The organism is Paenibacillus agaridevorans (assembly GCF_003112455.1).
GTDB lineage: Bacteria > Bacillota > Bacilli > Paenibacillales > Paenibacillaceae > Pristimantibacillus > Pristimantibacillus agaridevorans.
Genome location: NZ_BDQX01000055.1, coordinates 1 through 20411, shown reverse-complemented (window position 1 = coordinate 20411; position 20411 = coordinate 1). Strand labels below are relative to the sequence as shown.

The window sequence follows — 20411 nt, the reverse complement described above, 5'->3', positions numbered from 1 at the left end:
CCAATCCCGCCAATCGCAAGCATGGACGGGTCGAAGTATATAGTAAAATAAAGTCTGTACGAACAAGGGATGGCGGACACACATGGAGCGAGGCGTCGGAAATAGCCGATAATGTGAAGACAACCCACGATTTGCTGTTTGAAAGGCCATTTGCATATACCGAAGGTTTCGACTTTAATGATCCGAATGTTTTATTGGAATGCTGGTGTTCGCCTAATTCCGGAGAGCCGAATTCGACTGCATGGGTAAAGATGTCCAGAGATGGCGGAGAAACTTGGGGAAAGCCGGCTGCTCTTCCAAAATGCGATATTCCAAGATACCAGGGAAGACCTTCCTATATCGTTCGTCCGGATGGCGTGGTGCTCCTGTTTTTAACCGCGCAACCGAAAAATAATCCGCATGACCGTCCCGTTGTGTTCGCCTCTTTTGACAATGGAGTAAGCTGGTCGCTTATTTCATTAATGCCGAACAGCAATGAATACCGCATGATCTGTCCTTCTCCGGTATTAATGAAGGACGGTACGATCTTGGTAGCCGTAAGATGCAAGCCGGACATGATTGCGGCATGGGATGAATTATATGCGTCGGATGATGGCGGGTTGACCTGGCGTTTTGTCTCGCGAATCAATGATCATGGGGATACCGTTCATTTGACTCTAATGGAAGACGGACGATTGTTTGCGGTATATGGCTATCGACGTCCCGGCTATGGCGTACGCGCTCGAATTAGCGAGGATAACGGCGCGACATGGGGACCCGAGCTGATTTTGCGCGATGATGGCGGGAGTCTTGACTTAGGTTATCCTCGGGCTGTAGAGGTGCGGCCGGGAGAGCTATTGATCTCTTATTATTTTAATGACAAAAGCGATCCGATTGGCGTTCGCTATATTGGCGGAACGATTTTAAGAGTATAATTGTAGTGTTGCAATCAAATGAATAACATAATGCCAATTACGCCCTCAAACGATGAGTTGAGGGCGTAAAATCATTATTAATGGAGGCCAATATGAAATATCAACTTAAATTCGGCGTTCTAAAGCAGTATTTTATTTGGAATGTGCTTATGATTGTTGTGATCATAGGCTTGATCGGATTAATACTGATGGGCATGATCACGAATATGGTAGAAAAGGAAATGTCGGATATTAATGCTCGGCGGATGACTTATGTGAACTCGATTATCGAGTTAGGCGTGCTCGAGCCGGCTGAGAAGATTGTGTTAGAGCAATTGCTTGCCCCGCAGAATTTGGATTTTTCCGGAGGGTATAGCCATGTCGAAGCGAACAGACAGCTAAAGAAGCTGATTGCCGTGCTGCCGTTCGTTGAATCTCTTAATATTTATTATCCAGGAGAGAAGACGCTGATATCCAGCAGAGGCATTAAATATGAGTATCAGTCCACGGTTACAAACGAATTTGTGAATCATTTCATGACGGATCAGAACGGCAATAAAAAATGGTTTCCATTTAAGGAGGACGCTAATCTAACCTTCGAAAGAACAGGAGAGGTCATTAGCTACGCAAGAGCTTCGGCATTAAAGCTGAACGGGGAGCCCGTATTTATTCTTTATATTAATATTTACAGCAAATATATTTCCAATATGCTGCGCAGCCAGTTGATTAATCCGAACGAAGCCATACTCATTCTCAATCATGACAATGAAATTGTTGTGCAGTCGGATCCTTCAGCTCGCTATGCTATGACTCAGGCAAATGATCTAATCGAAGCAAGTCAAAAAGAAGATAAGCAGCTGAATATTCGTGAGATTAATGGACAAAACGTTATGCTGCTTAACCATACATCGAGCTATAATGATTGGACCTATACATTAATCATGCCGCTTAGCGATTTTTTTCGCGTATCCAGTTATATTCAGAACATAATCATCTATGTATCGTTAGGCACTTTGATTGTAGGTCTCTTAGTAGCCTTATTTGTCGCGATCAATCAATATAGACCCATTAAACAAATTATTGCCCACTTATTGCATACGAGCGGCACCCATGAGTTGAATGGCAATGCCTACGCTTTTATTAACGATACGATTAAAAATATGCATGTATCCGTAAATGCCCTTAGGATGCAGGTAAACAAGAGCAGGCTTAATCAATTGCTGCGAGGCATTATCGATGATGAAAGCAATGCAGAGATAAGCCATATCCTGCATGAAGAGCAAAGTGTCGTTGCAGCTTTTCAAATAAATGAGTTGGACATGAATGAAAGCGTATTCGAGCAACTGGAATATGCTGTTGTTCAATCGGGATTAATGACGGATTATAATGTGCTGATCACTTCTTATTCCAAAGATATGATTGTTGTGGTTATTAATTTTAAAACCGACGAAAATGTTGTGTTCGAACGAATTGAATTGGCGACTTCCCTATTAGCAGGCACATTCGCATTCCCGATCCGTGTAGGCGCCGGATCGATTGTCAGAGGACTAGGCCAATTGCACTCCTCCTGCGAGCAGGCGCTCAGAGCGCTCAAGCATCACTTCTTAACAAAGGAAAAATCCGTGGTGTTGTATAGCAGTGCTGTTGCGAGCATGGGAGAGTTTCGTATACCAGAGCTTTATCGGCAGCTTGTCCAGGCTTTCGATGCTCACAATGTTCAAGAGATTCATCGTTTGCTTGATTGTATCGCCGTTAAGCTATCCAAGCAAAGCTGCCGCATAGAGAGCGTGGAGCTCATCATCCATCAAATCATGCAGCTCGTGACCCAAAAGATGATGGAGGCCGAACCAAAGAGCGGGGAAAGTATGCTCGTTTATAAAAACGTTCCTGAGGAGTTCTATGGCAAGGGAGATATATTCGAGGCTTTAGAATGGCTGAAGACGTTTATTGCCGACATTTTTTCCTTGCATGTAGAGGAGAATACGAACCATATCCTTATGCAGAGTGTTAAGAGCTATATCGATACACACTATCATGAGGAGATTTCATTAGAGCTGCTTTCTCAAAAGACGTTTATAAGTGCCACTTACATTTCGGCTTTGTTTAAAAAAACCTTCCATATCGGGGTATCCGAATATGTATCCGAGTTGAGAATGATGAAGGCCAAAGAGCTGCTTGAGAGCAGCAATTTAAAGGTAGAGGAGATCGCCGGCAAAGTCGGGATGACCAATAGCACCTACTTTATTACACGGTTCAAACGCAGATTCGGGATGACGCCGAATCAATATAAATTACATGTTCGAAGCAGTGAAATCAAGGAATTAAGGGAATTGAAGGAAGTGAAGGAATCATAAAAAAGTGAAGTTTTCCCCGAATCCCCCGCGTTTTCGAGCAAATGATAAGAAAACGAAGGTATCCCAAATTGTTGAGATTGTTTCGTAAAGCGCTTTCGTTTAAATTGACTTCGAAGGCATGAAAGCGGTTGCGAAAAAGGGGGTGTTTACATGGGCTCAGTAACCTGGAAGTCATACGTGAAGTATAAATTTTTATTCCTATTGCTCCTCCCGGCTTTAGCGTACATGATTATTTTTAATTATGCGCCAATGTATGGAGTATTAATTGCTTTCAAGGATTATTCGTTTACGAAAGGCGTTTGGGCAAGCCCTTGGGTCGGATTCGAGCATTTCCACCAGCTGTTTAATGCAAGTACAAACTTCACTCGCATCTTGCGCAACACCGTCGTAATCAGCGGCCTGAAGATGATATTTACTTTTGGCGGCGCAATCGTGCTCGCGCTGTTCATCAACGAGATTCGCAGTACGGCATTCAAGCGTATTACGCAGAATATCAGTTACCTGCCGCACTTCTTATCTTGGGTGATCATTGGAAGCATCATGATGGAGATGTTATCTCCGTCCAACGGCGTCGTCAATAAAATCATCGAACTCTTCGGGGGTCAAACGATCTATTTTTTGGCGGACAAATATTGGTTTTTGTCCATCATTGTTGCATCGGATATATGGCAAAGCATTGGCTGGGGCTCCATCATTTACTTGGCCGCCATTAGCGGCATCGATCCGCAGCTCTATGACTCGGCGAAGATTGACGGTGCAGGTAGAGCTCGCCAGATGTTCAGCATTACCCTCCCCTCCATTGCCAATGTCATTGCGATTATGTTGATTCTGCAGGTGGGCAGTATTCTGAACGCGGGCTTCGATCAGATCTTTAATCTTTATAATTTCAAGGTGTTCGAGGTCGCCGATATACTGGATACCTATGCTTATCGAGCCGGACTGGAGCAAGGGAATTATAGTTTATCCACTGCAGTAAGCTTATTTAAAAATGGCGTTGGATTAGTACTGGTTCTGATAGCGAATAAAATTGTCAATCGAATGGGCCATACAGGATTATGGTAGAGGAGGCAAGCTGTGGGGAAACAACGTCTTTCTTTGTTCGACATTTTTAACTATGCCGCACTTACTATTTTCTGCTTGTCCATCCTGTACCCGTTCGTGTATTTGATCAATATGTCATTAAGCACGTCAGCAGGGTTGTACAGCAGGGATTTTGCCTTATTTTTGTGGCCGGAAGGCTTTACGTTAGAAGCGTATCGCAAGTTCTTGTCCATGAATTATGTGTATTCGGGTTATGGAAGCACGATATTCCGAACCGTCGCAGGCACGGTTTTATCGCTAATTGTAATGTCTGGCGCCGCGTATGCGTTATCAAAAAAATATTTGCCGCATTTGAAGATTTACACCACGATATTCGTTATTACCATGTTTTTTGGCGGCGGTCTCATCCCATCTTATTTGTTAATGCGCAATCTTGGATTGCTGGACAATGTTTGGATTCTCGTACTGGGACCAATGGTCAATGCTTTTTATCTGTTGATTATACGTAATTTCTTTATGAGCATTCCAGAGGAGCTTGAAGAATCTGCCCGTCTTGACGGGGCAGGCGATATTAAAATATTTACGCATGTTATCATCCCGCTTTCGCTGCCTGTCATCGCTACGATCGGCTTATGGCAAGCCGTAAACCATTGGAATGCTTGGTTCGATTCATTGATTTATATCAATTCTATGGACAAACATGTCATCAGCGTTCATATTCGTCGACTGGTGATCGAACAGAATGCAGCAATGAATGATCAGCTCATTAACAGCTTGGGTTCCGTCCAGAAAAAAGATATGCCGGCGCCAGAATCCATTCGCGCTGCGGCGATTATGGTAACCATTATTCCTATATTATGTGTATATCCGTTTATTCAGAGGTTTTTTGTACGAGGCGTTATGGTTGGCGCGGTTAAGGGTTAAATGAATCCAAAATTGGGGGGAAGTATCAATGAAGAGGAAATCCAGCATAGTACTTACGATGATTTTAGTTTTCGCCTTGTTAGTTTCAGCTTGCGGGAAAAACGAGCCATCAAACACATCAGGATCAAATGCAAGCCCGATCTCGAGCCCGGATTCAAAAAACAATCAAGGTTCCAATAACGAGGCCGAAGCAAAAGAAGCGACTGTCGCCTTGAAGTGGCAAGGTCCGAACTATCCATTTGAAGATGGCACCTACGCGCAGAAATTAATGGAGGAAACGTTTAATGTCTCGATTACGCCGGTTCGTATCGATGATAGTCAGCAGCTGAATCTTCTACTTGCCAGTGGTGATATTCCGGATATTATGTATATTAGCACAAGCGAATTGGTTGGTTACGTAAAAAACGATGTCCTTGCGGGCATTCCGCTCGATATGGTTAAGAAGTTCGCGCCAGACTATTATGACATCGTCGTCAAACAAGATCCGAATGTGTTCACATATGGCAGCTTGGATGGTACTCTTTATGGTCTGCCTCGTTTAGATGCCGCTACTGCGCCATATGCCCTTTCAATTCGTGGTGACTGGCTGAAGAATGTCGGCAGTGACGTTCCAAAAACGCTTGAACAATTAGAAGAAGTTTTCGTGAAATTCCGCAATAATGACCCGGACCAGGATGGCAAAAAAAATACCTATGCCATGTCAATGGGAAGCGACAACGTTCATTCCTGGTTTAACTCGATCTTCGGCGCGTACAACACAAATCCCTTCCTCTGGCTTGAGCGCGATGGCAAGCTCCAGTACGGATTTACATTAAATGAAACCAAAGAAGCCTTGAAACTTCTTGCGAAATGGAAGAGCATGGACTTAATCGATCCGGAATTCATTACCGATAAGTCAAGAACGAGCGGGCAAGACGATATTTCTTATAAGTTTTCGGCAGGCCGCATTGGTTATGCGGACAATATCTCATATGATGACCAACAGTGGGACAACGATGGACATCTAAATGCGAAGTGGGTAGCGCAGCATCCGGAATGGCAAGAGTTTTTCGGCGATCCAGCGAATACGTATGTGACGGAACCCTTCTATTCCGTTCCTGAATCGGGACCGCAGCCCGTATATGTGAATATGGCGCCGCCAACCGGACCCGATGGTCAATCAGGCACTTTAGTGGGTAATCTTCTATCGCGTTTCATCGTTTTCGGCAAGCAAGTGGCCAATGATGATGAGAAGATGGAAAGGTTGCTGACCATACTCAATACGCTTGTGTCTAATGAAGATGTATACGTTTCGATCGAGTTTGGTGCGGAAGGCAAGGTTTGGGAATATAACGATGCCGGACAGAGGGTTATGAAGGAAGGCTGGACGGAGTCGGCCGAATATCATCCACAAGGTAAAAACCTGGGCACGGGACTATTCTTCGATCTATTGTTCGCTACCAATCCGGATTTCTTGTCGGCATTCGGAGGTCCGCGCGCGGTACAACGTTATGAGAAGACCAAGCCGATAACCAACCATACAGGTATTGGCAATGCCGTGAAGGCTCCTCTTGCCTCCGAGTCGAAATATCCGGATCTTAGCGCAATGCTGCAAGAGTATATTATGAAAGCTATTTTGGGCGAGGTTGATATCGATGCTACTTACGATTCTACCGTTGCCAAGTGGCTTAGCTCCGGCGGAGAAGTATTGACCCAAGAGGCGAATGATTGGTTTGCAAGCACGAAGTAATTATATTTTGACCACATGAAATGAAATGAGGCTTCTCGCGAGTTCGATTTGAACTTGGTGAGAAGCCTCTTTTATGAGCTAATAATCGAGATTAGAGAAATGAGCTCCTCGATTTTTTCCTATTATCACGCTCCGACATAATACTGCGCCTGTGCATGCCACAGTTCGGCATACTTCCCGTCCCGCTTGGTTATAAGCTCGTCATGGGAGCCGCGTTGAACGAGACAGCCTTCGTGAAACACGGCGATGTCGTGGCAGAACTTACAGGAGGAGAGCCGGTGAGAGACGAAGATTGCTGTCTTGTTGCTTATTAACTCATTAAATCGGGAATAGATCTCGAACTCCGCGATGGGGTCCAGTGCCGCCGTTGGCTCGTCAAGTATCACAAAAGGCGCGTTTTTATACAGCGCCCGTGCCAGCGCAACCTTCTGCGCTTCGCCTCCCGAAATCTCAATGCCGTCGTCGGAAAAATCCTTATGCAAAAAGGTATGAAGCCCACCCGTCAGGTTGTTTAACTTCGATCCCATCCCGGCCAGAATGAGCGATTCTTCCGCCAATTCTGCGTCATAGCTCTCGGAGGCGGCAACGTTATGGCCGAGTGAGAAGGAGTAGAGCTTAAAATCTTGAAACACGACGCTGAAAACGCCCATATAGGATGAATAAGTCCATATTAAGATGCTTATGCATCGTAGTTTGAAGGTGTTTCAAAATGCTGATTGTACCGACAGATTCATTGGTGATGAGGTCGGCATAGCTCTTCGCACTGCTCAGCAAGGCCAGAAGAAGCGCCATAGCGCCAACTGACAATATAAACCTGCCTGGCGTGACACCTGCTGTAATATTGTCGATGACAATTTTGGGCATAAGGATACTTATAAATGGCAGACCGACACCAACTAGCACCGAGATGACACAACAAATCAGCGTAAGCGGTCTAGCTCGCCAGTGCAACCGCAAGGCATAATGGATGTTTGACCAAGCGGAATACGCCGCTCCTTTCTCGGTTGGCACTCAAAATCCCCCTTATGGCGCATCTACTTTCCTTTATTTAATAAATTTGTCACCATGCCGCTCAATGTCCCTTGATCGACGAAAGGAGCAAGACTTGCCAGCAGATCCAAGGTAAGATGCTCAGCTTCGACTCCACCAATCAACTTCTCGAGATTTTCCCTGTCCAGAAAAGGTGCGAGGCTTATGATCCGGTCCGCGTCAATGGCGCCGTCTACAACCCGGTCAACCAAACGGCTTAATGTGTCACTGCTTACGAACGGAGCGAGCCCGGCAATGGCATTCCACATCACTTCGCCTTCTTCTGCATGACGAACCAGTTCATCCAATATATCCGTTCCGAGAAACGGAGCCAGCCTCATGATCACATCCAACTTAAGGACGCTACTGTCTAATCGTTCTGTAACCTTATGCAGAGCGCTTGCCTTTACAAGCGGCGCTACTTCTACAAGTTCTTCCACCTCCACCGATCCGGTATTGACCATCCCTGCAACTTGTTCCAGCCTGTTCTCCGCAATCTCCGTAACGATCGTTCCTAGGTGCTGGTGCTCCCGATTTCCCGCGTTTTCTCCTGCATTAAGAATGTCGTCTACCGTTTTGCCGAATAACTTCGCAAACTGCGGAAGCGTTCCGATATCCGGTAGCGATTCGCCCCGCTCCCATTTCGATACCGCTTGATGACTTACATTCAGTTGATCGGCAAGTTCCAATTGGGTCAGATCCTGGTCTTTGCGAAGCTTCGAAATATAAGCTCCAATTTTACGTAAGTCGAGCATATTCGTATACCTCCGATAAAACAAAATGTACAGCGTGCACTGTCGAAAACAGCATAGCATTTTCGTAAACGCAATCCTATCAAGCGTTGGTTGAATGGTCACATCCGCTTTATTCAACTGCCAGTAGAATGGTCCAGATTAAAAATCGCCAAATGTATAGTTTTTTTCTACAAATCCTTCCCGTTATCCTGCCCGTTAACTCAGCGGTGCCGATTTTTAAAAATGTAATCGGGATTACAGAACGCCGCTTGGCTCGGTGTTACAGTAAAACTTGAAAAAAGAAAGATAGAAATTTAAAGACATAGACAATTGGATTTCCATTCTCGTCCAAAGTTTGAATGCCATTTTCTCAGATTATGAAGAACGATGTCGATTTTTATCAATTGAATTGAATTCCACTATTGCGGATGCTATCGTTAATAGTATGGAGATAGTACCAAGATGACCATCAAGGAACGAAAAATAATAAAAACCACTGACGAGCATGAATATGCTGATCTCATGCTCTTGTGCAATCAAATATGGGGAACGTGAGTTATCATAGGAGAGAACATGAGAATCGACGACAATAAGAAGTTAAGCGAATATCTGACAAGCTCTCCGCTTGAGCTTGCGACTTGTATAGATATAGCGACGATGTTGGCGGAGATGGTGTACCGAGAGCATCGACAGACGACAGTGATCGGTTGTTTGACCACGGCTAACATTTATATTTTATGGGATGAACGATCGGCGCGCTTGTCCGAACGTATGGATCGGCATGCTCCTTATAGCTCACCCGAGCAATCGGGGCGGCTCAATCGTGTCCCGGATGCGCGAAGCGATCTCTATTCGCTGGGCGTTATTTATTACGAGCTGTTGACTGGCCAATTACCGATTATCCCCGCGAGCGATGGGGATTGGGACAACGCACATATTTGGCAGGCTCCGCAACCGCTGTCTGAACTCCGACCGGAGACGGGGGGGCCGTTACAGGCGATCGTGATGAAACTGTTGGCCAAATCGCCTGCGGATCGTTACCAGAGCGCCTATGGCGTGTTAGACGACTTGGAGCGATGCCGGAGGATGCTTGCCAGCAGCGGCGAGCTGGTTCCTTTTGAGATCGGCCGGCTGGACACAAGCCGCTCGTATCGCCCTTCGGGTACCTTGTACGGGCGTAGCGACGCGATCAGGCAACTGGAGGCAGGGCTTGAACAGGCAGCTAACGGAGCGCTGACCTTTCGCTGGGTGACCGGCGGCGAAGGCATCGGCAAGACGGCGCTTGTTCATGAGTTGCGGCTAACCGCTGCTCGGTGGGGTGGACGGTTTGTGGAAGGGGAATGCCCTCCTTCGGGGCAAGCCGTCCCGTATGCCCCTTTGATCCATGCGCTTCGGCAATGGATCCGTCAGTTTTGGAGCGAGCCAGACGAAGTCGTAGTGCTGCTGAAGGAACGGATTCAAGCCGAGTTCGGGCAAGCAGCGCGGACGGTAGTTGCGTTGCTGCCGGAGGCTGCGCCGCTGTTCGGTTATCAAGAGGGTACACCGGATGCTGGAGGCTTGCCTGAGAATGAAACAAAGCTCCCAACCAGGGTTGTGGACACGGAGGAGAGCCGTATGAGCTTTGGGCTATTGCTGCCTCGTCTCATTCGTTTTTTGGCCGAGTACCTCTCCCCGATCGTTCTGTTTATCGATCGCATGGAACGTGCCGACGGGGACACAGTTGCAGTCATTCGCGCGCTTGAGTTGGAGCAAGAGGCATTCGGGCTGCTGGTGATCGGAGCGTGTAAGACAGGAGAAGAGCTCGAAGGTGATTTGGCTGAAGATAACCGAGAGAGGGAACGGAAGCAGCCTTCAACTCGACCCCCATCATTTGAAGTTTCCTGGCTAGACGAGAGAGTGCGCGCTCATCCAGCGGAGCATTTGGCGCTCCCGCCGCTCGGCTACGAAGAGATCAGGCAGTTTGTCGCAGATGCGCTGCACGAAAATTCCATCCGGATTCGCCTGTTAGCCCACGCGGTTTATAAACGTACCGGAGGCTCGCCGCGTGCGGCAAGCTTGCTGCTGGAAGGTTGGATACAAAAAAAGAACCTGATTTTCGACGACCAGCGGCGGCAATGGACTTGGGATGCTGATATTGTGCATTCAGCGAACGCTTCAGCGACAGAACTTCGACTGATGGAGACAAGCTTCGTCAAGCTCCCGGATGATACGAAGGAGCTGCTGGCAATGGCTGCTGCTAGCGGCATGTCCTTCCGCTTGTCGCTCCTTTCCGAGGCGTGCGATTATACGCCAGAAGTGGTATCCGATATGCTGCGCGATGCTGAGGTGGAGGGCATTATTGGCCGGGAGAATGAGATGGAGCCCGGCGTACCGCAGGAGAACATATACTTGTTTTTGCACGATCATCTGCATCAACTGGCGTATGCGTTCGATGCAAGCCGCAATGCGCATCGGCATTGGCGGATCGGCAGGCTCTTGCAGAACCGTCTGTCGGAAAGCGGCGACGCATCGTTGCCGGCGGCGATTGATCAATTGAATTTGAGCATTCAGGCAATGACTGAGCAGGAAAGACAGCAACTGGCAACGGATAATCTGCAAGCGAGCTTGAAGGGATTGAAGGACGGGGATTACGCGAGAGTGAAGCGCTATGCCGAAGCTGGACTGCGTCTTGTTGCTGAGCCGAAGGAACTCGAGGCGGGATCGGTCTATTTTCAATTGAAGTTGAATATGGTGTGGGCGGCGTATATGTGCGGTCATTCCACACAGGCGAAAGAACTGTTGCTAGAATTAATGGGACGCGGCGGGAGGTTGAGCCGGACGGAGCATTTGCAGATGTGGACGCCGCTTATTCAATTCCACACGTTCGTGAACGGCGAGACGGCCATACAGTACGGAAAACAAGCTTTAGAGGGATCCGGGTGGGAACTTAAAGAGAAGTCGTCCTTGCTGTCAATCGTCAAGGAAGTGATGAGGACGCAGGTTTTATTGTACCGCAAGCGCGGCAAGCTCCAAGGGTCGCAGCACGCCCCTCACGATAAAGAATACGAGGTTTTATGCGGTCTGATGCTGCGGCTTGCTTTCCCCCTGTTATTGCACGATCCGAAAGCGCTTATTGAGTTATACGCCCGATTCATTCGATATGGGATTGGAAAAGGGATGAATGAGTCGCTGACTTGCATTATCGGCACCTACGAAATTTTATTGCAGAGGGTGCTTCCGAATTTTGCGCAGGCAGGATTATTCACTGATTTGACGAATCGTTCCGATATGGACTTGTCCGAATCGCATTTCAAATATCGCTTTGCGTTTATAAGCGGAATTTTCAAACAACTGGAAAGTAATGAAGAGTCAACTGCTTATCTGGAGCATGCGCTTCGTCGCGGCATGGAAGCCGGGGATGGAGACTTTGTCAATATGACGGTGATTGCCTGTCTGATTACACATAACAGAGACTTGTTCGCGTTTAGCGAATTGCTGGATTACTTTACGAAGCATGTGCGGAGATACGCGAACGTCAAGACACTCGAAATTGTGCAGATCGCCGTGAGTTATGCAGCGGCGCTTCGGGACGAGTCGGCTCTGGAGCGCTTTGTCGCCATTCCGGAAGCGGCAAGCGGAGCCTCCGAGGAGGAAGAGGACAACTACAGCTATTGTTGCAAGCTGGAAGCGGCCTACTTAGTTGGCCGATATCGAGAGGCGCTGCACTGGGCAAAGTGCGGTCGAGCCAATGAATTTCCGTCGGATTGGGCGCGAATCCGCAAGCATCGCTTGTATGAGGCGCTGACTTTAGCCGCATTGTACCCGAAGGCGATTGCGGAGGAACGCAAGCGCATCCGGCAAGCGCTTCGCGCGCAATTGCGCAAAATGGCGAAATGGAAAGGCATTTTTGGCTTTAATTCCACTGCGCACACGTTGATGAAGGCGGAGTGGAAACGAATCTCCGGAAAATCAATGGATGCACTGCGCGAATATATGGCTGCGGTTAAGCAGGCCAGGTCGGAAAAAAATGGGCTTATGGAAGGGATTGCTTGCGAACGGCTGGCGCTTTATTATGAACAAGACATGATAAGCCGGTCGGGGGCGATGATCGCGTGGATGGATGCTTGCACAGCTTATTCCGCGTGGGGAGCTACGGCGAAAGTTACGCACATTCGCACATGGCAAGCTGATTTGCTGCAAGTTGTGTCCAAGCCTTATGAAATCCAGGGGAGGATAGAAAGCTATCATCCGCGTATTCGTTTGCCTCAATCAGGCGATGTGGCGGAGCACGAAATCGAGACGAACGGCGATGAGATTCTGGAACAGATCGTTAACGGGTTCGGCGTGAGGCGGAATAGATGGCCGGAAAGCTTCCTAGAGGCTGCGCTGCGTCAATCGGGGGCTGAGCGGGGCGTCGTATTAAACTGCCAGGAGAATGACTTCGTGATCGAAGCACAGTTGGATATGTCACCGCGTGACGAGACGGACAGCTTGTATGCGGAGAGCGTGGTGCGCCACGCGGTGAGGACAAATGAGCCGCTTGTACTTCATGACGCGTTCGAAAGCTACTTTGTAAAGGACGCCTATATCGCATCTTGCCGTCCGCGGTCGGTTCTATGCATGCCGATTGCCGTTCCGGGGGCGCGCTCCTCCTTCGCTCTCTATTTGGAAAATCGGCATGTGGAGGGCGTGTTCACAAACCGGGATTTGAATGTGCTGGAGTTGATCGCGACCCGAACGATTTATATCAACATGCTAGAAAATGAAGCCGCTGTTTCCGAAGCGCAAGGCGAAGAAACGGCAAGTGAAGATCACGCCTCACAGGTTTCTGCATCGGCTTCGACTCCGTTTTTCGAGCCGCTGACAGAGCGGGAATCCGAAATATTGTCCGCGATTGCGGAAGGTTTGTCAAATAGAGAAATTGCAGAGCGTTTCGGCATTGTCGAAACGACGGTCAAGACGCATACGACACGCATCTTCAGCAAGTTGGGTGTGAAGCGGCGCGGGCAAGCTGTTGCCCTGGCCAAACACTGGAAAATCATTAATTAACGCTGACGTACTACTTAAGTAGGACTACAATCTCCTATAGTTCGCTCTATAATCTCTTATAGAGTCGAATTGAAGGAGATTTTTTGTGTTAGCTCCGGAGACGCTCAAGAAGCTCGGGCTGGTCGATACGAGCTAGACATGTGAGAAATCCTCTATCGAGGCCTTTCGAAGATGAGCGACCGCGTTTAGAGGTAGGATTTATCGCCAATAAGAAAGCTGTTTCCGAGGACCGAAAACTTATACTTTCTTATGTGGTAACAAAAGGAGTGAACCAAGCTTTGAAGATACGCGCATGGAAGCCAATAATTGCTTGTTTGCTTGCTGTAATGATGGTGCTGACTCTAGTTACACCAACAATTACCGAAGCAGGAGTTTCTACTTCAACTAATAGTTCAGAGGCATTACAGCAATCAGAATTGTATGCTGCTCTAGCAGATGAATATGGAGATGATGAAGCGTTAACGATGCTTCGTTTGATGCAGCAGCTTGGTACGGTAAATGATCAGGGGGAAGTGAAGAACTTTCCGATTGTATTAAACGGCCAATCCTACTCCTTAGATCAAGTAGTTAAGTTACTTCAGGATCCAAATACGGATTTATCGCAGATTGCATCAGTCGATGGTGATGAAATCACGCTTGAGCAGCTCAAAAAACTGATTGAGATTGAACAGTCGCTTGGTCAATTGTTGGATAAGCTAGAGCAGGGCGAGGTTGATATTACCGATCAGCATCTCAACAATATTGAAGATATATATTCCCAAGCCTTCAAGAATGGAATTCAAACCCTAGACGCGAATGGCAACCCGATTGTATATGATGCAGAAGGAAATATTATCGCTATAGACAATCAGGCTTCTCGTATGCTGAACTCCTCACAAGCATCAACATTGCCTGAATACATAGGGAAAAATGAAGACTACAAAGACCTCGTACAGGTATCGGTACATACTATTAGCCGTGATAAAATCGAATTTCGTCTGAATAGTTCACAGTCAGTTCCTGTCTCCTTTAAGTATGAGTGGATTAACGTTTCGCAAAAATTTGGACGTGCTGATGGTAGCAGCAATGGAACAATAACGTTCAAGCCTGGAGAAACAAGCGCTACGCTCTACTACAATATTTATAGACGGGGAGAAGCTAGTGTAAAAACAAAGGACTGGAATCTCTTTCAAAATGACGTGTTCCACGGCTATTCACAAGCGGATTTATTGCATTTCTATGATTTTAAAAACTTTGACCGTTTCAGTTATAACACATCACTCAGCCATTCAGATCTGGGTACTTATTATTCGTATAATGGTGGTGCCTATGTACCGCTAGCTTTGAGACACGGTAATGCAGGTAGGCTTCAAATCGGTGGCGTAAGAGGAATCGATGATTTTAATAACTACTATCTAGCAACCTTTCCTGAAAAGTGGAATAGTGTTGATAGATTTGAAGGGAACTCGGCTGTTTATAAAACAGGTCAATTACTTCCTATTAATGTATATTTTAACGGCCCACATGAGCTTAGACCAGGTTGGGATGAAAAAAAATATAAGGATGGGTACTTGGATTTAAAAAATGGGCAAGTTGCTTATGCGCTTTCTAAATCAGAGAAATCCAATGAGTATGGTTATGAAACTGGTGGGTTGTTATACAGCTTTGCCAGTTCGATAAGCAAGCAAGCAACGATAGATTATCTTGCTGCTCCGGAACAATATGATGGATTTAACGTTACGAAAGTTAATAGTATGTCCCCATTGTTTATCTGGAGATATTGGCGAGATGTTGATTTTTACGGAAATCCATATCCAAATAAAGGGTTCGAATCTAGTTATCCCAATAATTATACGGCATTCGATGGTAGCTATGCTAATGACCCGGAAATTATTATCGTGCCTAGCAGAGCAGATATATTTAACGGACTATCCATCGATAAAAATCTGTATTATGTTGGCGACAACATTAAAGTCGAGATTCCATTAGAGGCTACGGAAGGCTTCTATGAATGGTTAGTTAATGGAGCGATTACGCCCGAAGATATTAAAAAACGTGTCTACGTTTCGATTGGTGATCGCGATAATGGGATTATTGAGTTGGATTGGAAGCGTGATGTTGGCGGTGAGCCTGTGACACCATTAACGTTAACAGGTGAATTAGAGGTTAACGATGAAACGTTTGACTTGCTTTCTGATGCTCACTCTGAATCTGGATATTTGCGCGCCAAAATTTTCTATAACAATGGCAGTGCTTTGAATTCAGCTACGTTAGGCTTGCGTGAAGATATGGCAATGCTTAATGATACGTTCCAATACTTCAAAATTGAAAGGCCTGTTTATATAACTGCAGATAATGCAAACATTGTTTATCCTAACCCTTGGCCTTCAGGTACGGAAAAAGAAATTAATCTGATTAGTAAAACGGCAACAAAGCTATCGTATCAAGTGCCGGCAAAAGCTACTTTCCAATCTCGAGATCAATTTGAATGGAGAAGCAGCGATGAGTCGATTGCGTCCATATTGGCAGATGGAACGATTACCCCTAAGACGACAGGCTCAGTCACGTTTAGCTTAATCGCTAAAAATGATGGGCGTGTTAATCCGCCAACTGAAATCGTTTCTGAGTCGATTGAAATCATTGATGACGGTACATCTGATATTGTCATTCCAAGCTTTTCCAATCAAATCATTGCTTATCAAGAGCAGGATGCGGTGATGTATTGGTCTACCAATGTCATGTCGCGTTACAAAAAGCTTGCACAAGGCGGAACACCGAAGAAAGCAAACTTCAAGGTAGAACTATATGAAGGAAATTATAGCGAAGCAGACTTGGCTGCACAGACACCAATCCAAACGTGGAGTGGCCCGGCAACGACAGCTTTAGTCGACGCATCGAGCTTTGTCATTCCTGGTCAATACTTAACGGTGCTTTCGATAGGTGGAGCACCTACGTATACGCTGCGCGTGTCAACGAAAAATCCAGAGAATGAGCTGCATACATTGGCAGCGACTTCGCATATTGTCGTTCGCTCTCCTGCAGTGAAAATTGAAATAGATCGCTCAGCAGGTCAGGCGTTTATAGACGATGTAGGCTCTATTCCTATTTCTTGGACGATGAGTAATTTTGATGGGTTCGAGGGCAGTGAATTTGAATTTGAGGTCACGCGTAATGGTGAGCATGTACTTGGCAGTCAGATTACGTATAATGCTGAAACCGAACAATTCACAAGCGGTTCTGTCAACAAATCGACAGGTGACTTTGTGCTTCAGATAGACGCAGTTGATGGAAGCTCACAGCGTCTGAAGGATAATTATGTCGTTAGCATTAAAGCGAAGAACAGTTCAGGAACTACCTGGTCTTATGATTCTTATTATTTATACGTGTACGATGCAGATTCGCTTGAAATATGGGTGGACGGTCAGCAGGAAAACGCGGTGACGCTGAGCAATATTGATCGTATTTCTAATATGTCAAGTGAGCAGATTCTCGCTTTGAATCGTGATATTACACTTGTCAAAGGAACAAATATCAATTATTCGCAGTTCAAGGATTTGAATTTGATTACTGACCAAGTGGCTTGGGATGTTGCTAATGACGACATCGCAACGCTGAATTATGGCACTTACAATAATGTTGCCTCTATTGAGGAGTATGGGTATGACTCGTACACCCCGACTTCGAAATTTCACTTAACTGGACTAGAAACGGGGCAAACGAAGGTTACAGCTAAGCATGCGCGAACAGGAATTGCTATGGAGCTTGATGTAACGGTTGAAACGTTGCGAGATAAGCTTTATCTGTTCCAGCTCTATCCGAAGGTGGAAAGCACTCTAAATTACACGACGAAAGAAAATGGTGTAGAGGTAGAACGTGAAGTAAAGACAAATGCTTCTGGCGAGCTGGCGCTGTATGAGGAAAATGGCATTGTAAGTGATATTTATATTACATCGCTCCATGATAATTCGACTTATACAGGTGTTATCGATCAGATGGCGCTAAAGTCGAAGGAACAAAATCCAGCAACAAGACAGCTATATCCGGTTAATATTTTGCAGCTTAGAAGATTAGCAGAAGTAGATGTGTATTTGAAAAAGCCTGACGGTAAACCATATGTTGGTGAAATTACGTACCGTGGCGGGGTTTATCGAAATGGTCGCTATGCGTCACCTGCTGAAATTGGCGTCGATACTCCAGTAACGATCGGCAATGATGGAAGACTGCAAGTTATTTTCGACACGACCGATTTTTATGATCCTTCGTATGAACCTAATGCCTATTCTATCTCGGCTAAGGATGAGATTGAAATCATTTTAGAAGTTCAATTTGGCAATGACGCTTATTATCCAATATTAGTCTACAGCTCTGGTAATGCCGCGCCTGTTGACATGATTGAGTTTGGCGATAAAAACCAAGTTCTTCGCGCCAATGCAAGCGGAGAAAGAGAAACCTTTATTTATTCGCAGTTTGTGAATACGAGCAGTCAGTCTACACGCATTAACATGTTGAATTATAGAGGGAAATTTGGTCCGAACGATCAGTTTTCATCGATTAATTTGACGACGGAGTTTATGTGGTGGGGTGAAACCTTCGTTAATGAAACGGTGAAGGTTGAGCTTCTTAATGAGCTCGGTGTGATGCCTGATGGTCAAAGCTACGATACGATGAAATATCCATTCTCGGAATTCTATACGACGAAGCATGTTCAGTTGTTTAATTCCAAAACCATTTGGCTGAAAAAAGCGGAATCAGGATCGTATAGTCATCGCTTGTATGACGATCAGGGAGAGTTTTTGAAAAGCTTCAATGGCGAAGCAACAGTGGTGAATATGCTTGGCGTGCCTGGTGTGGACATTATGGGAATAAGCTCAGAAATAAATAGTATCCGTAATGATATGAAGAATACCCCAATGACTTCGGTTGCTCCAAGCAATAATGACAAAATAATGTTAGAAACATTGAAGCTGCTCAGTAAGTATGGCCTAAGCGTAGGTCCGATGTCGATGAACATTTATCCAACCGATGATCCGATGGTGTATAAGACGATCATGAAGGTACACAAGTCCACGATTCCATCTACGACCAGCGGTTCAGGTGGCGATGTGCAATTTTTCAAAAAAAATCAGCAAAGCTTTGCGCCTGGTGCTGGTGATATGTTGAGTATGGCAAAAAGCTCCTATGCTCAAGAACAAACAACTGCTTATCAGACAGCAAAACAGAATCAGGGTTTCTCAAACATGGGGCCTATGTTTACGGTTGGCGGATATTATATGGGGGCGATTCGATATAATACGCAAACAGGGCAATGGGATAATATCGTAGAAGCAGGAGGTTTTACAGCAGGCGGGGGCTTTCAATACAAACAGGTGTGGAATATGATGGCAGGAGTCGTGCCTGTAACCTTCTCTATAGAGGTTGGAGCTGCGATTGAGATAGGCTTCAATACAAGCGTGCTTTACGATGAGATTGCTGGATATCCATGGTATGACCCTAGCGTAACAAGCGTTAATGATTACTTAACGTCATTAAGAGTCGTTGCGTATGCCGAAGTATTTGGCGGTGTTGGATTTGACCTATCTATCATTGCGATGAAGATTGGAGTTTTCGGAAGATTAACTTTTGACAACACGACCCACTTTTTGACAAGGGATTATTTGCCTACCTTTGATGATAAATTAATGACAGGGAATAAGTTAACGTTAGAGGGAATCGTCGGCGTTCGTGTTATGTTTAAAATTTTATTCCTTTCGTTTACGTATGATCTAGCGTCGCTAAAATATAGCAAAACATGGCTGTTTGAGAATTGGAACGAAATCGAGGAATATTGGAAGAAACACTCGAAACAGGGCTTAACCTCAGCTAATGCGGCACAAGCAATTAGCATGTACCTAGAATCCATTGGAGAGCCGGAGATGGAGGTGCTGGAGGGAATCACGGTAGAAAATCGTGATTACTTAACGGAATATGAGCGCACATGGAAGAGCTCCGAAAATAGCAATGCACGTCTAAGGGGAGCACTCTCCACGAGTGCAACATCTTCCATTACAACGCTTCAAAGTAATGCGTATCCGTTCTCTAATCCAATCGTGGCTGATGACGGTTCGTTATTCGCCTACTTATCGGATGCAGGAAGTGCGAATGTAGAAGATACCGTAGCATCATGGGCTAAGCTGAATGCCGCTTCCGGTCAATATGAGGATCAAGGCTCGATCGTTACAGATTCTTCGCTCCGCGGCTTTGGCGACAGCAGTCTTCAAGTGGATGGCGAGGATGATTTTGTTGCTGCTGTTTGGGTAACACAGGATCAGCCTATCGAAAAAGAAGCAGGCGAAGAAATTACGAATGAAGAAATCATGCTGATGAATAACAGCACGGAGGTTGTCGCGGCCATTTATGACGGTCAATCCTGGGTGACCTATCCGTTAACAGACAACGCGACGCCCGATTTAGCGCCAGTTGTTGCTGTAAGCGATGATAAAGTCATGGTTGCTTACCGTAATGTGTATTCTCATAACGTTGATAATCCATTTGACTTCTCTTCTTTTGATTCCATTATGTATCGCGTATATGATCGTACAACGGGCGAGTGGAGTGATCCGGAGGTATTGTACAACGGTACAAACGGTACGATTATGGGCATAAATGCGGCGGCGTTGTCAGACGGTACGAGCGCGATTGCCTTTGCCGTTAATAACGGCGG

At 46.0% G+C, this 20411-nt stretch carries 10 protein-coding genes; 7 read left to right on the top strand and 3 right to left on the bottom strand.

Features of this window, described 5'->3' with window-relative positions; all coding sequences use genetic code 11:
• From PAT3040_RS07000 to PAT3040_RS06980, 5 genes are all read left to right on the top strand, one after another.
• A partial coding sequence (locus PAT3040_RS07000) for a sialidase family protein (protein WP_108992025.1) occupies positions 1-914 on the top strand: 914 nt, incomplete at its 5' end.
• 92 nt (positions 915-1006) lie between these two features.
• On the top strand, positions 1007-3247 hold the full coding sequence (locus PAT3040_RS06995; RefSeq protein WP_181376471.1) for a helix-turn-helix domain-containing protein: 2241 nt from the start codon (positions 1007-1009) through the stop codon (positions 3245-3247).
• Between the two features lie 150 nt (positions 3248-3397).
• Positions 3398-4309, top strand: a complete 912-nt coding sequence (locus tag PAT3040_RS06990; protein ID WP_087571103.1) for an ABC transporter permease — start codon at positions 3398-3400, stop codon at positions 4307-4309.
• 12 nt (positions 4310-4321) lie between these two features.
• Positions 4322-5212: a carbohydrate ABC transporter permease gene (locus tag PAT3040_RS06985; protein ID WP_108992023.1), complete on the top strand. Its 891-nt coding sequence runs from the start codon at positions 4322-4324 to the stop codon at positions 5210-5212.
• Between the two features lie 28 nt (positions 5213-5240).
• Positions 5241-6941: a type 2 periplasmic-binding domain-containing protein gene (locus PAT3040_RS06980; RefSeq protein WP_108992022.1), complete on the top strand. Its 1701-nt coding sequence runs from the start codon at positions 5241-5243 to the stop codon at positions 6939-6941.
• A gap of 125 nt (positions 6942-7066) precedes the next feature.
• On the opposite strand, the gene PAT3040_RS06975 is transcribed toward PAT3040_RS06980, so the two are convergent.
• From PAT3040_RS06975 to PAT3040_RS06965, 3 genes are read right to left on the bottom strand one after another with little or no spacing between them, the layout of a single operon-like run.
• On the bottom strand, positions 7067-7573 hold the full coding sequence (locus tag PAT3040_RS06975) for an ATP-binding cassette domain-containing protein (RefSeq protein WP_219930244.1): 507 nt from the start codon (positions 7571-7573) through the stop codon (positions 7067-7069).
• On the bottom strand, positions 7557-7952 hold the full coding sequence (locus tag PAT3040_RS06970; RefSeq protein WP_108992020.1) for a hypothetical protein: 396 nt from the start codon (positions 7950-7952) through the stop codon (positions 7557-7559). Before PAT3040_RS06970 ends, PAT3040_RS06975 begins: the two co-directional genes overlap by 17 nt.
• 23 nt (positions 7953-7975) lie before the next feature.
• Positions 7976-8725 carry a helix-turn-helix transcriptional regulator gene (locus tag PAT3040_RS06965; RefSeq protein ID WP_181376470.1) on the bottom strand — a complete coding sequence of 250 codons (750 nt, stop codon included), beginning with the start codon at positions 8723-8725 and terminating at the stop codon, positions 7976-7978.
• A 552-nt stretch (positions 8726-9277) separates the two neighbouring features.
• Here PAT3040_RS06965 and PAT3040_RS06960 point away from each other — a divergent pair.
• Together PAT3040_RS06960 and PAT3040_RS06955 are read left to right on the top strand one after the other, a co-directional pair.
• Positions 9278-13732, top strand: coding sequence for a helix-turn-helix transcriptional regulator (locus tag PAT3040_RS06960; RefSeq protein ID WP_108992018.1), 4455 nt, complete (start codon positions 9278-9280; stop codon positions 13730-13732).
• Between the two features lie 278 nt (positions 13733-14010).
• A partial coding sequence (locus PAT3040_RS06955; protein ID WP_219930243.1) for a hypothetical protein occupies positions 14011-20411 on the top strand: 6401 nt, incomplete at its 3' end.

Bases quoted from the DNA above. Each gene is read 5' to 3' on its own strand.
- PAT3040_RS06995 (WP_181376471.1), top strand. From the start codon at position 1,007: ATGAAATATCAACTTAAATTCGGCGTTCTAAAGCAGTATTTTATTTGG.
- PAT3040_RS06990 (WP_087571103.1), top strand. From the start codon at position 3,398: ATGGGCTCAGTAACCTGGAAGTCATACGTGAAGTATAAATTTTTATTC.
- PAT3040_RS06980 (WP_108992022.1), top strand. From the start codon at position 5,241: ATGAAGAGGAAATCCAGCATAGTACTTACGATGATTTTAGTTTTCGCC.
- PAT3040_RS06965 (WP_181376470.1), bottom strand. From the start codon at position 8,725: ATGCTCGACTTACGTAAAATTGGAGCTTATATTTCGAAGCTTCGCAAA.
- PAT3040_RS06960 (WP_108992018.1), top strand. From the start codon at position 9,278: ATGAGAATCGACGACAATAAGAAGTTAAGCGAATATCTGACAAGCTCT.